Below are 14,638 nucleotides of genomic sequence, written 5' to 3' on the forward strand. Positions count from 1 at the left end.
TATCACTTCTACGAAAGTTTCTTCTCTTTCACATCACTACTCGCTTCTACTACATTGACTACATAATCGCCCAGCTTCTCACATTCGGCAATAATATCCATATAGTAAACTCCCATCTGATAATCATATTCTTTATTGTTCACGTCCAGAATATTCTGATTTTTCAGTTGGTTGCGGTAGTTATTAATCTCGTTCTCAATATTAAATGACTTGTTTACATCAATACTGTGATGTTCGGGTTTCTCTACTACTACAATCATTTGCTCCAAAGCATCGTTAGTAAGCTTCATCATAAAGTGAATGTGCTCATACTGTTTCTCCGTGAAGTCCTGATTAGTCTGGCGCTTACGATTAATGGTCCGTGCAAGATTATAGCAACTGTCTCCAATACTCTCAATCTCCGTCACCTCGCGTAGCATAGCACGTATCTGCAACTTACTTTCCGAACTTAAACGACCTTCAGAAACCTGATTCAGATAGTTCGCGATTTCCAGTTCCATATTGTCACTGATATTCTCATATTTTTCTACGCGACTGAACACTTTATTAAAATCATCGTCTTTATCCGTATGTAATAAGTCCTGTACCATGCCAAACATACGGTGCGTACGCTCAGCAAACAAATGGATTTCTTTACGTGCCTGAAGGATAGAAAGCTCTGCTGTAGACAACATGCCGCCAGTGATAAACCGCAAGCGAGGCTCTTCGTCTTCTTCTTTCGGACGAATGATAGCACAAACAGTACGCTCTATCAGTTTCACACCCCATATCAATAAACACACATTACATATATTAAAGATAGAGTGGAAAGCAGATAATTTATAAGAAATAGCCACTTCTGAATTTCCCGGATGGAAGAATGTATCTACCACCCAATTGACAAATTCCATAAAAGGATGAAAAATAATCAATACCCAAATCACACCAAATACATTAAAAACAAAGTGTGCCAAGGCGGCTCGTTTTGCTTGAGAATTGGCAGTCAGGGCAGCCAGGTTAGCTGTTATGGTAGTACCAATATTCTCTCCCAATACAAGAGCGGCTCCCAATTCGAGGCTTATCCAGCCATTAGCACACATAATTAATGTTATTGCCATTGTTGCAGCAGAAGCTTGCACAATCATGGTCAGTATGGTACCAATAAAAAGAAATAACAACACTGAAAAGAAACCCATATCCGTATAGTTCTGTACAAAAGCTAACATGTCTGGGTTGGCATTCAGATCGGGAGCATTATTTTTCAAAAAAGAAAGCCCCATAAAAAGGAAAGAAAAACCAAAGATAAATTCTCCGATAGACTTACGGTTACTTTTATTAGAAAAGATAAGTGGAAGGGCAAAAGCCAGAAGAGGAAGAGCAAAAGCCGACATATCGACCTTAAATCCAAATATTGAAATAATCCATGCCGTAACCGTAGTACCAATATTGGCTCCCATGATTACACTGATAGACTCTGCCAGTGTTAGCAATCCCGCATTAACGAAACTAACCACCATCACTGTTGTTGCCGAAGAGGACTGAATAAGGGCTGTAATCAACACTCCTGTTAAAACCCCTGTTACCCGATTGGTGGTCATTGCTGTCAGAATGCTTCGCAATCTGTCACCTGCGACTTTTTGCAAACCCTCACTCATTATCTTCATCCCATACAGGAAAAGTCCTAACGAACCGATGAGTTTTAAAAAATCATAAAAAGAATATTCCATCTATAATTATTTTAATAGTTGTTTGTTCTCTAATCGATTATATCATATATTTATCCAATTCAAATTACTTCTTTAAAAGCCAAAATGAAACAGATGTTACAAATATGTTGCAAAAATAATAATATTTATAGAGAATTCCCTATTGGCAGTTCACTTTTGGATATTTATTACGGTTTTAATCTTAATTTTCCCTATCAAGTAGTTAGCGCCAAGGTAAATAATCGTTCCGAAGGTCTTAATTTCAGAGTATATAATAATAAAGACGTAGAATTTCTGGACGTAAGAGATTCCTCCGGAATGCGTACGTATGTGCGTTCACTTTGTTTTGTGCTATATAAAGCTGTCAGCGAATTATTCCCGGAAGGAAAACTTTTCGTAGAACACCCCGTATCAAAAGGTTATTTCTGCAATCTGCGTATCGGACGTCCTATTACATTAGAAGATGTATCACTCATCAAAAAAAGAATGCAGGAGATTATAGCTGAAAATATTCCTTATCACAGAATTGAATGTCATACAACGGAAGCGGTACGTATTTTCAATGAACACGGAATGAACGATAAAGTAAAGCTACTGGAAACCTCCGGCTCACTTTATACCTATTATTATACTTTAGGAGATACCATTGACTATTACTATGGTAACCTTTTGCCCAGTACCGGATTCATCAAGCTATTCGATCTGGTGAAGTACTACGACGGATTATTGTTGCGTATCCCCAATAAAGAAAATCCGGATGTACTTGAAGAAGTGGTGAAACAGGAGAAAATGCTCGACGTATTCAAAGAATACCTGAACTGGAGTAATATCATGGGAATAACCAATGCAGGCGATTTTAACCTGGCCTGTGAAGAGGGACATGCTACCGATCTGATTAATGTAGCCGAAGCATTACAGGAAAAGAAAATAGCCCAGATAGCCGATACGATCTTTCATCGCGGAGAAAATGGAAACCGCGTAAAACTGGTATTGATATCCGGTCCGTCTTCGTCGGGGAAAACCACTTTCAGTAAACGTCTTTCTATCCAGTTGATGACAAACGGGTTAAAGCCCTATCCCATTTCACTGGATAACTACTTTGTGGACCGCGAAGAAACTCCACTTGATGAAAATGGAAATTATGATTATGAATCATTGTATGCATTGGATCTGGATCTGTTTAATCAACAGCTTCAAGCCCTGCTTCGAGGAGAGGAAGTGGAACTTCCCCGCTTTAATTTCAGTATCGGAAAGAAAGAATATAAAGGAGATAAACTAAAAATAGATAAACATACCATCTTAATATTGGAAGGTATTCATGCCCTGAATCCTGAGTTGACTCCGCATATCCCGGAAGAAAACAAGTTCAAAATCTACGTTTCGGCACTAACAACCATCTCCTTGGACGATCATAACTGGATTCCTACCACAGACAACCGTCTGCTTCGCCGCATTATCCGCGACTTCAACTACCGTGGATATTCAGCACAAGACACCATCTCACGATGGCCCAGTGTACGCGCCGGAGAGGATAAATGGATATTCCCTTATCAGGAAAATGCGGATGTGATGTTCAACTCCGCCTTGCTTTTTGAATTTGCAGTATTGCGTCTTCACGCCGAACCTATCTTAATGGGAGTACCCCGCAATTGCCCGGAGTATTGTGAGGCATACCGCCTGTTGAAGTTCATCAAATACTTTATTCCTGTTCAGGACAAAGAGATTCCACCGACCTCACTATTAAGAGAATTTCTGGGAGGAAGCAGTTTTAAGTATTAATCATATTACAGGATTATCCGTTATCGCGGATAATCCTGCTTTTTTATACCTATTTTCTGTTTTAAGTCCCGAATTTATTATAAATTTGTGTCAATTAAACAAGCAATAAAATGAAAACACCCGTAGCTATCATTGTGATTATGCTCTGCTTTAGCACATTAAGTCATGCGCAGAATACAAAAAACAGAGCACAGGAATTAAAGGAACAAGCTCAAAATAGCCTGAGCCAAAAAGATTATATCAAGGCACGTTATCTTTTTAAAAAAGCGTACGAAGCATTTGCTACCCGCGAAGATTATCCGCAGGCTGTAGAATGTGGTATTCAAGCCAATGGACTCTATATACGTGAGAATTTTTATAAAGAAGGTTTCGAACTCTGCCGCGACATGGACCAATTAGTGTGGGCAGGTGAACAGAAAACCAAGAAAGCTTTGCACGACCTACGGTTTCTAATTACCAAAGAGCGCCTGCAAATGTATATCGCACTAAAAAATGCAGCACAGGCCAAATTACAATTGGACAAGCTGGAAGAAACAGCCAATCTTGCTAAAAATGACTCAATAAGTGAGGATCTACTCTATACCAAGGCCAATTATTATTATACCTTTGGCCTTAATACACAAGGAGATGCTTGTTTCCGCAAACTCATCAATCAATACAAAGAAAAAAAGAATTATGAGAAAGTAGACGAGTGCTACAAAAATCTGATATCCATTGCCCGCAAAGCGAATAATGCCGCACTGATGGGACGTACTTATGAAAATTATATTGTATGGACCGACTCTGTAAAGGCACTCACCGCACAAGATGAATTGAATGTATTGAAAAGGAAATATGACGAAAGTCAGCTGACAATACAAGAAAAAGACGACACACTGTCCGCCAAACAGTATATTATCATCGGACTTTGCACACTGGTTGTTATTCTTATTGCGGCATTGGTGCTTCTTGCAATTGTATTACTACGTTTTATGGCAGGAAACCGTAAACTCAAGAAAAACATACAAATAGCCAACGAACACAATGAATTGAAAACCAAATTCATTCAAAATATATCTTCACAGATGGAACCGACTCTGGACACACTGGCTGCCTCAGCAAGTGAACTTTCAGACAAAGCGCCACAACAATCACAGCAAATGCAGACGCAAGTAGTTGCATTAAAAAAGTTTAGTGATGATATACAAGAACTTTCTTCGCTGGAAAATTCGTTGACTGATCCCTACGAAATGAGCGATATCAACGCCAGTACTTTTTGCGAAGAAGTAATGGAAAAAGTGAAAAGTAACATTAAAGCCGAAGTTACCACTTCTGTAAATGCACCAAAGCTCCAAGTAAAAACCAATAAAGAACAACTGGAGCGTATACTTCTTCACTTACTACAAAATGCTGCTTATTACACACAAGAAGGACGCATCAGCCTCGACTTCAAAAAACGTGGAGCGCATACTCATCAGTTTATTGTAACTGATACCGGTACTGGTATTCCCACTGAACAACAGGAAACAATCTTCAAACCTTTTACCGAAGTGAAAGACCTCACACAAGGAGATGGCCTGGGATTGCCTATATGTTCACTTATTGCTACAAAAATGAACGGCAGCCTGACTTTGGATACAAGCTATACAAAAGGAAGCCGGTTTATATTAGAGCTACACGCTTAATAAAAGGGAGAGGGGAGAATGGAGAAGGGAGAAGTAAGCTGCGCTATCTGCTGCATAGTACTTCTCCCTTCTCCATTCTCCCTTCTATCTAATCTCTTCCACCTCTTCAGGAGTCAACGGAATTTTCTTACCTAAGCGACGGGCACCGGTCTCAGTTATCAGATAATCCTCTTCATTACGAATTCCTCCAAAGTTCTTATAAGTATCTACTTTATCATAATTGATAAAATCAGCAAACTTTTTATCGGCTTTCCACATATCAATAAGTTCAGGGATAAAATAAATACCCGGCTCTACAGTGTGTACAAAGCCCGGCTCCAAAGGAATGGCCAAACGCTGCGACTTACGACCGAACTGAGTACTCTTCGGTTCGCCATTATACCCTACCCAAAGTTCACCCAGATTCTCCATATCATGTACATCCAGTCCCATCATATGTCCTAATCCATGTGGATAAAACAAAGCATGTGCTCCTTCACGTACTGCATCGTCGGCATTACCCTTCATCAAACCCAGTCCTTTCAGGCCCTCTACCATCACACGGGCTGACAAGTCGTACACATCCATATAAGGAATACCCGGACGAAGCGCTTTCACTGATTCCAGATGCATTGCATTTTGAATCTCATAGACTTCACGCTGGCGGGTAGTAAATTTCTTATTAGCAGGTATAGTAGACGACATATCTCCGGCATATCCCATTTCTGTTTCAGCTCCTGCATCAATCAGGAACAGATCTCCGGACTTTACGGTATTACCATGGTAATGGTTGTGCAAGGTCTGCCCATTGATGGTGGCAATGGTTGCAAAAGAAAGTTCACAACCTGCAGCGGCAGCAACAGCCTCCATAGCAGCTACTACTTCAAACTCTTTCATACCCGGACGAAGCACCTTCATTGCAGTAATATGCATATCTGCAGTCACATCACAAGCCTTCTCTATTTCTACAATTTCTTCAGCTGATTTATGATTACGCTGTTCAACCACCGCACGGATAAAAGGTACCGAACCTTCCTGACGTACAGGAGGTATACCCAGCCAATCCATCAGTTTCAGTTTATGCTCAGCACGATAAGGAGGAAGATAGTGAATTGATTTACCCTTCTGTACACACTGATGCAAATAGTTTACAATTTCAGCAGATGGTAAAGTACGCGTCACTCCTACACGTTCACTCTTCTCTTTTAGAGTAGGCTGGACACCCATCCATACAATATCATCAATTGTCAGTTCATCGCCGAATATAATTTCTTTTTCATCGTCAATATCGATAATGGCAGAAAGTCCTGCAAACGGAAGACCGAAATAATAAAGAAAAGTAGAATCCTGACGATAACGGAAGGTATTACTCTCATAATTCAGCCCACACTCGTCGTTCCCCAGGAACAACAACACCCCGGAGCCTAATTTCTTTTTCAGCAGGGCCCGGCGCTGCACATACGTTTCTTTACCAAACATAATGTTCTATTTTTTAAGTTAGTGCAACAAAGATAGAGAATTTAGCGTTATAGAAAGAAAAATAATCGTTCTAATCTGTGTAATCTGTGGTGAAAAAGTTACTTTTGTAGCGAGATATAACCGAATGTAGAAAATAAAATATTTATGGCACAAGGTTCCCGTCAAATACAATCCCAGGCGCAGCAGCAGATACAAACGCTCTCTCCGCAGCAGATTCTGGTAGTAAAGCTATTGGAGCTTCCCGCCGTAGAACTGGAAGACCGTGTACACGCCGAATTATTGGAAAATCCAGCTCTTGAAGAAGGTAGAGAAGAAGCGGCTGCCGATGATCCGGATGAAAGCAACAGTAACGATCTGGAAGCAGAAAGTGATGCCAATGAATATGATTCCCTGGGCGACTATCTAAACGAAGACGACATTCCTGATTATAAATTACAAGAAAACAACCGTTCCAAAGGTGAGCAGGCAGAGGAAATTCCTTTTTCTGACGCTACTTCTTTTTATGAAATATTGAGAGAACAATTGAGTGAACGTAACCTCACAGAACATCAGCGTGAACTGGCAGAATACCTTATCGGCTCACTGGACGATGACGGCCTGCTCCGCAAATCACTTGAAAGTATCAGCGATGAGCTGGCTATCTATGCAGGTATCAACGCTACCGAAGAGGAACTGGAAGAGGCTTTATGTATTATACAAGACTTCGACCCGGCCGGACTTGGTGCACGTAACCTCCAGGAATGCTTACTTATACAACTCCAACGAAAGCTGGAAAAAGGTAAGCCGGATAAGGCACTTATGCTGGAACAGAGAATTATCAATGAATGTTACGAAGAGTTCACACGTAAACACTGGGATAAGATAATAAAGAAACTGGGATGCGAAGAAGAGCTTTTCAACACTGCCATCTCTGAAATCACAAAGTTAAACCCTCGGCCGGGTGCTTCATTGGGTGAAGCCATCGGTCGTAACATGCAGCAAATCGTTCCCGACTTTATTGTAGATACCTATGATGACGGCTCTATCAGCGTCAATCTCAATAACCGGAATATACCGGAACTTCGTATGAGCCGTGACTTCACCGAAATGGTAGAGGAGCATACGAAAAACAGAGCCAATCAATCTAAAGAATCCAAAGAAGCAATGATGTTTCTGAAACAGAAAATGGATGCTGCCCAGGGATTTATCGATGCAGTAAAGCAACGTCAGAATACATTAATGACTACCATGCAGGCTATTATCGACCTGCAACGCCCTTTCTTTCTTGAAGGGGACGAATCATTGCTTCGCCCTATGATCCTGAAAGACGTGGCCGAACGTACGGGACTGGATATCTCAACCATATCACGTGTTAGCAACAGCAAGTATGTGCAAACAAATTTTGGAATCTATCCGCTGAAATTTTTCTTCAGTGATGGATATACTACCGAAGACGGCGAGGAAATGTCAGTACGTGAAATACGTAAAATACTAAAAGAGTGTATTGACAACGAAGATAAAAAGAAACCACTGACTGACGATGAACTGGCCGAGATCTTAAAAGAAAAAGGATATCCTATTGCACGGCGTACCGTAGCTAAATATCGTCAGCAACTGAATATACCAGTGGCCAGACTAAGAAAGTAATTAAAGATATTAATAATTAACAATAAAAGGGCTCCATCATGGGAGAAGCAAACGTAGAGCAACATATCATTGCAGATAAAACGCTTATCAGAACGGCACAGATTACATCGTGGATACTAACCCCGTTTTCTATCCCTTTTCTGGCTTTTCTGGTATTGTTCTTATTCTCTTACCTTCGTATCATGCCCTTGCAGTATAAACTTATTGTATTGGGAATCGTATATTGTTTTACTATACTGATGCCAACCATCACAATTTTCCTGTTTCGCAAAATCAATGGTTTTGCCTTGCAGGAATTGAGTGAACGAAAAAAACGGTACATTCCTTTTACGCTTACCATCATCTCTTATATATTCTGTCTGTTGATGATGCACAAGCTGAATATTCCCTGGTATATGACTGGTATTATACTGTCTGCACTGGTGGTTCAGATTATCTGTATCATTGTAAATCTGAAATGGAAACTCAGTGAACACATGGCTGGCATAGGTGGTATTATTGGTGGATTGATTTCATTCAGCGAATTGTTTGGTTATAATCCTGTCTGGTGGCTATGCCTGTTTATTCTAGTAGCCGGTGTGTTAGGTTCGGCACGGATTATTCTGAGACATCATTCTCTAGGCGAAGTACTCTCGGGCTTCGGTGTAGGATTTATCTGTGCACTATTGGTACTGCATCCACTAAGTAACGTATTATTCCGGATATTTTTATTTTAACATGAATATAAACCCATAAAAACTAATTATTATGAACTTCCCACAAAATTTAAAGTACACCAATGAGCACGAATGGATTCGTGTAGAAGGAGATATGGCTTATGTAGGTATCACTGATTATGCCCAGGAACAATTGGGCGATATTGTATTTGTTGATATCCCCACAGTGGGTGAATCACTGGAGGCGAATGAAACTTTCGGAACAATTGAAGTGGTGAAAACCATCTCTGACCTCTTTCTACCGGTAGCAGGTGAAGTAATAGAACAGAATGAAAGTCTTGAAGAAAATCCTGAACTGGTCAATAAAGATCCATATGGTGAAGGATGGCTTATCAAGATGAAACCTGCCAATCTAAAAGATATTGAAGACCTGCTCGATGCTGAAGCATATAAGGCAGTGATTAACAATTAGTGAATAGTGGTTAGTGATCATCGTACCACTAAATAGTAAATAGTAAATTGTAAATAAAATCATGACCCCAATTGTAAGTATCATCATGGGTAGCACTTCCGACCTTCCTGTAATGGAAAAGGCAGCACAGCTACTCAATGATTTGCATGTACCGTTCGAAATGAACGCTCTTTCTGCACACCGTACTCCGGAAGCAGTAGAGGAGTTTGCTAAAAATGCCCGTTCACGCGGTATTAAAGTTATTATTGCCGCTGCCGGTATGGCTGCTGCCCTTCCAGGCGTAATTGCCGCCAATACCACTTTGCCTGTAATCGGAGTACCTATCAAAGGTTCTGTTCTGGACGGTGTTGACGCCCTGTATTCTATCATCCAGATGCCTCCGGGAATACCGGTAGCTACAGTAGCTATCAACGGAGCAATGAATGCCGCTATCCTGGCAGTACAAATGTTAGCATTAAGCAATACTGAACTGGCTGATACATTTGCAGCTTACAAAGAAGGCTTGAAGAAAAAAATTGTAAAAGCTAACGAGGAACTTAAAGAGGTTAAGTTTGAATATAAAACCAATTAGATTTACGATTGGACGATTTACGATTTACGATTGAAGATGCTAACAAGATGATTAACGCTTCGTCTAATCGGTAGAAGTATCTTCAATCGTAAATCGTTCAATCGTAAATCGTCTAATCGTAAATCGTCTAATCGTAAATAAAATCGTGGATTTATTCAATTACTCCCGGAGAGAAACATCAGAAGTAAATATTGGGGCCGTTCCATTGGGCGGCCCTAATCCTATCCGTATCCAGTCGATGACCAACACATCGACTCAGGACACAGAAGCCTGTGTAGAGCAGGCGAAACGTATTGTAGATGCAGGTGGCGAGTATGTACGCCTTACAACACAAGGTATCAAGGAGGCAGAGAACCTGATGAATATCAACATTGGGCTACGCAGCCAGGGATATATGGTACCACTTGTCGCCGATGTACATTTCAACCCCAAAGTGGCTGATGTGGCAGCACAATATGCCGAAAAAGTACGTATCAATCCGGGAAACTATGTAGATCCGGGACGTACCTTCAAGCAATTGGAATATACGGATGAGGAATACGCGCAAGAATTACAGAAAATCCGTGATCGCTTCATTCCTTTTCTGAATATCTGTAAAGAGAATCATACGGCAATTCGTATCGGAGTAAATCACGGTTCATTATCCGACCGTATCATGTCTCGCTATGGTGATACTCCCGAAGGTATGGTGGAATCATGTATGGAGTTTCTGCGTATCTGTATAGATGAAAAATTTAAGGATGTAGTAATATCCATCAAAGCCTCCAATACGGTCGTAATGGTAAAAACTGTTCGTCTGTTGGTAGCCGTAATGGAAAAGGAAGGGATGGCATTTCCTCTACATTTAGGAGTTACAGAAGCAGGAGACGGAGAAGACGGACGCATCAAATCGGCATTGGGAATAGGAGCATTGTTAGCAGATGGATTGGGAGATACCATCCGTGTCTCTTTAAGTGAAGAACCAGAAGCGGAAATTCCTGTAGCACGTAAGTTAGTAGATTACATCCTTACCCGCCAGGATCACCCTTATATCCCCGGAATAGAAACACCTGAATTCAACTACCTCTTTCCTACCCGCCGGGAAACGAATACCATCCGAAATATTGGTGGAAACAACCTTCCTGTTGTCCTTGCCGACCGCATGGACGGAAAGACAGAAGTCAATCCGCAATTTACACCCGATTATATTTATGCAGGAAGAGAACTTCCCGCCATACAGGAAGCCAATGTTGAATATATCCTTGATGCCGATGTATGGACAGGAGAAGAAGGTACATGGCCGGCATTCAATTACTCTCAACTTCCACTGATGGGCATGTGCCAGGCAGAATTAAAATTCTTATTCATGCCGTATATGGCACAGACAGATGAAGTGATTGCCTGTCTCAAAACACACTCGGAAGTGGTTATTATCTCTCAAAGTAATCATCCGAATCGCATTGGAGAGCACCGTGCCTTAGTACATCAGTTGATGTCCGAAGGATTGAAAAACCCGGTTATCTTCTTTCAGCATTATCAGGAAGAGGATGCGGAAGATTTGCAAATCAAAGCTGCTGCTGATATGGGGGCATTGATATTTGATGGTTTGTGTGATGGTATCTTTCTGTTCAATCAGGGATTACTCCCACATGCTATTGTAGATGCCACCGCTTTCGGTATTCTGCAAGCCGGACGTATCCGTACCTCCAAAACCGAATATATTTCTTGTCCGGGTTGTGGACGAACGTTGTTCAATCTGCAAAGCACCATTGCCCGTATTAAAGAAGCTACTTCTCACCTGAAAGGATTGAAAATAGGTATTATGGGATGCATTGTGAATGGTCCCGGAGAAATGGCAGATGCTGACTATGGATATGTAGGTGCCGGACGAGGCAAAGTCAGCCTCTACAAACAGAAGGAATGCATAGAAAAAAATATTCCGGAAGAAGAAGCTGTAGAGAAATTGATTGAGCTAATTAAGGCGAACGGGGATTATACTGAGCAGAAATAAATCTATTTACGATTAGACGATTGACGATGTACGATTGAAGTTACTCTTTAAAAGCCTGTTTCAGCGATGTTAGAGACAGAGTGATCCCAATCGTACATCGTCAATCGTCTAATCGTAAATAGATTCATTATTCATTCCATCGATATATTATCTTTTTTCTTCTGACTAAATAACCAGTCCATAAATCCCGGATAATTGAATGCCGGATTCCAACTACCATGATCACAACCGGGAAATTCAATGTATTCTACATCAACCCCTGTCGCCTTCAATGCTTTATAGGCCGCACGTGATCCTTCTACCGTCACTACATTATCTGCATCTCCATGAAAGATACGAAACTTTACTCCCTTAACATCTGCTAACCGGGATGGATTCACCGTTCCACAGATAGGAATTGCTGCCGCAAAAAGTTCCGGAAAACGAATTATCATATCATAGGTACCCATTCCACCCATTGAAAGACCAATAATATAAACACGATCCTTATCTATCTGTGGCATACTAAGATAAACATCCAACAGCTCTTTTAACGAACTAAAAACAGGAGAAATTTCTTGTCCGGCGGGCATATCCGACGGAACGAACGAGACAGGACGAGAAGTATATGCCCAGTAAGCATCTATCGGACACTGAGGCATTAACACAAAAGCCGGATACTTCTCACGATTTACCGGATTAAGAAACATCTGGCCTCCATGAACCAATTGCTTTTCATTATCACTACCCCGTTCTCCCGCACCATGTAGAAAAAGAACAAGCGGATACTTCTTTCCTGCTTTCTCCTTTTCCGGACGGAGCAAACGGTATTTCAATGAATCACCCCGGGAAGAAATAAACACTTCTTTCTGATAAACCTCTTGCGCTGAAACAGAGATAGTCAACAGAAACAACAAACCCAAACTAATAATCTTTTTCATATCCTCTTTGTACCATTAATTTTTTAACCGTAAAGATACATCCTATTTATCAAACGCCCCAGTCTCTCAACAAAAAAGGGAACACATGATCTGCGTTCCCTTCTTAATATAATAAGATATTAAATCTATTTTTTCTCAGTGGCTGTTACGCTCAATATCTGTTGATAACGTTCCGGATTCGTTAAAATCTTCACAGCTTCATCCAGTTCATTATCACCTTTCAGCTGCTGAATAATCGCACCACGCTGATAATAATAACGTTTAATAATTTCCTCAGAAATCATCTCCTTAATATCCTTAGAAAAATAATCAAGGTCACGATCCAAATTATGACTCAACTTATTCTCCAGCGCTTTAAATTCATCGGAAGCCTCCTTCATATACCCTTCAAATTCGGCGGCCTCTTTCAGAGTCTTCAGTATCTTCTCACTCTGTTGGTCATACTTGAAATCTGCTCCCTTCACTTTATTCTTGAAATCTGTATAGTCGGCATCTGTCAGTTCAAACTTTTCCGCCGAAGCAATAACAGGGTGCTTCAAACAGTAATCTGTTGCGTAATCAAATATCAAATTATCACGAACCAAATAATATAGAATGTTGGGCAATCGCTCCTGCTTTACTTCGATATCGGGAGAAACACCGCCACCATCACGAACTTCACGCCCGGCAGCAGTATGGAATACAGTTGTCAAACTATCAGGAATACGTGCCACACTACCATCTTCATTCCGATGCGCATAATCAATAGCCTGTACACAACGCCCGCTGGGGATGTAATATTTAGAAGTAGTAATCTTTAAGTTTCCTCCATAGGGTAAAGAACGGGGCACTTGCACCAAACCTTTTCCATAGGTACGGTTACCTACAATCACAGCACGATCAAGATCTTGCAATGATCCGGAGAGAATCTCCGACGAAGAAGCCGTACCACTATTTACCAGCACAGCAATCGGAATATCCGTATCCAATGGTTCGCGCAGTGTTTTGTAAGTATTACTGGCCTGTTTTATCTTACCTTTCGTTGTAACGATTGTCTTACCTCGTGGCACAAAGAAATTCACTATTTCCACAGCCTGGTCAAGTAATCCGCCACCATTGTTACGCAAGTCTATTACCAATGAAGTAGCACCTTGCTTTTTCAAATCCAGGAAAGCATTTTTAAAGTCCTTGGAAGGAGTACCCGAGAAACTACTAAGATTTATATAACCCACCTGACCCTCCATTATTCCATAATAAGGAATAGTAGGCATCTGAATAGAACGTCGTACAATTGTAAACTCCAATGGTTCTTTCACACCAGGGCGTTGTACCTTCAGTTTAAAGCTGGTACCCACCTGCCCCCGAAGTAATGTACTCACATCCGAATTGTTTTTCAAATCTTTTCCATCAATCTCCAGCAATATATCACCGGCTTTCAACCCGCTTTCAGCCGCCGGCATTCCTTCGTAAGGTTCAGCAATCACAGTATATTGAAGTTTCGGATTATATCTGATCAAAGAACCAATACCACCGTAAGAGCCCTTGACCATCATCTCCAGTTCGTCCTGATCGTTCTCCGGATAATATACGGTATAAGGATCAAGTGAATACAACATATTGTCGATCCCCTCACGAATCGTTTTATTCGGATCAATGGTATCCACATAAAACATATCCAGCTCTTTTACAATCGCATTGAATATGTCGAGATTTTTAGCAATCTGAAAATTGCGGTCGTCTCCTTTTTTGAAACCGAAGAATGCTACCGCAATCAACACGATCACTGCAATGATACCATTCTGCCTATTTAGAAACTTTTTCATACACTTTTAGTTAAA

At 40.9% G+C, this 14,638-nt stretch carries 11 protein-coding genes; 7 read left to right on the plus strand and 4 right to left on the minus strand.

All coding sequences use genetic code 11. The features are described 5' to 3' along the window. Nucleotides 1-8: 8 nt before the first annotated feature. Nucleotides 9-1,706, minus strand: a complete 1,698-nt coding sequence (locus tag K8P02_RS16835; protein ID WP_025867037.1) for a Na/Pi cotransporter family protein — start codon at nt 1,704-1,706, stop codon at nt 9-11. 84 nt (nt 1,707-1,790) lie between these two features. On the opposite strand from K8P02_RS16835, the gene K8P02_RS16840 reads away from it, so the two are divergent. Both K8P02_RS16840 and K8P02_RS16845 read left to right on the plus strand, forming a co-directional pair. Beyond that, nucleotides 1,791-3,464: a nucleoside kinase gene (locus K8P02_RS16840; RefSeq protein ID WP_025867038.1), complete on the plus strand. Its 1,674-nt coding sequence runs from the start codon at nt 1,791-1,793 to the stop codon at nt 3,462-3,464. Nucleotides 3,465-3,604: 140 nt separating this feature from the next. Continuing rightward, nucleotides 3,605-5,128 (plus strand): sensor histidine kinase, encoded by a 1,524-nt coding sequence (locus K8P02_RS16845; RefSeq protein ID WP_369880899.1) that lies wholly within the window; start codon nt 3,605-3,607, stop codon nt 5,126-5,128. Between the two features lie 84 nt (nt 5,129-5,212). Here K8P02_RS16845 and K8P02_RS16850 read toward each other — a convergent pair whose 3' ends face one another. After that, on the minus strand, nt 5,213-6,586 hold the full coding sequence (locus K8P02_RS16850) for an aminopeptidase P family protein (protein ID WP_025867039.1): 1,374 nt from the start codon (nt 6,584-6,586) through the stop codon (nt 5,213-5,215). A gap of 144 nt (nt 6,587-6,730) precedes the next feature. On the opposite strand from K8P02_RS16850, the gene rpoN reads away from it, so the two are divergent. From rpoN to K8P02_RS16875, 5 genes are all read left to right on the plus strand, one after another. Then, nucleotides 6,731-8,212, plus strand: a complete 1,482-nt coding sequence (gene rpoN / locus K8P02_RS16855; RefSeq protein ID WP_002558191.1) for an RNA polymerase factor sigma-54 — start codon at nt 6,731-6,733, stop codon at nt 8,210-8,212. A gap of 38 nt (nt 8,213-8,250) precedes the next feature. Continuing rightward, on the plus strand, nt 8,251-8,928 hold the full coding sequence (locus tag K8P02_RS16860) for a hypothetical protein (RefSeq protein ID WP_002558192.1): 678 nt from the start codon (nt 8,251-8,253) through the stop codon (nt 8,926-8,928). 31 nt (nt 8,929-8,959) lie between these two features. Next, a complete protein-coding gene (gcvH, locus tag K8P02_RS16865) occupies nt 8,960-9,340 on the plus strand; it encodes a glycine cleavage system protein GcvH (RefSeq protein ID WP_002558193.1) in 381 nt (126 codons plus the stop codon). 61 nt (nt 9,341-9,401) lie between these two features. Further along, nucleotides 9,402-9,911: a 5-(carboxyamino)imidazole ribonucleotide mutase gene (gene purE / locus K8P02_RS16870; protein ID WP_002558194.1), complete on the plus strand. Its 510-nt coding sequence runs from the start codon at nt 9,402-9,404 to the stop codon at nt 9,909-9,911. A gap of 145 nt (nt 9,912-10,056) precedes the next feature. Beyond that, the gene (locus K8P02_RS16875) at nt 10,057-11,901 is read left to right on the plus strand and encodes a 4-hydroxy-3-methylbut-2-en-1-yl diphosphate synthase (RefSeq protein WP_195570431.1); all 1,845 of its coding nucleotides are present in this window, start codon (nt 10,057-10,059) and stop codon (nt 11,899-11,901) included. A 131-nt stretch (nt 11,902-12,032) separates the two neighbouring features. On the opposite strand, the gene K8P02_RS16880 is transcribed toward K8P02_RS16875, so the two are convergent. After that, nucleotides 12,033-12,821 carry a carboxylesterase family protein gene (locus tag K8P02_RS16880; protein ID WP_025867040.1) on the minus strand — a complete coding sequence of 263 codons (789 nt, stop codon included), beginning with the start codon at nt 12,819-12,821 and terminating at the stop codon, nt 12,033-12,035. Nucleotides 12,822-12,946: 125 nt separating this feature from the next. Next, nucleotides 12,947-14,623 (minus strand): S41 family peptidase, encoded by a 1,677-nt coding sequence (locus K8P02_RS16885; protein WP_025867041.1) that lies wholly within the window; start codon nt 14,621-14,623, stop codon nt 12,947-12,949. Nucleotides 14,624-14,638 lie beyond the last annotated feature (15 nt).

It is taken from the genome of Bacteroides nordii, from assembly GCF_019930665.1.
GTDB classification, from domain to species: Bacteria; Bacteroidota; Bacteroidia; order Bacteroidales; family Bacteroidaceae; genus Bacteroides; species Bacteroides nordii.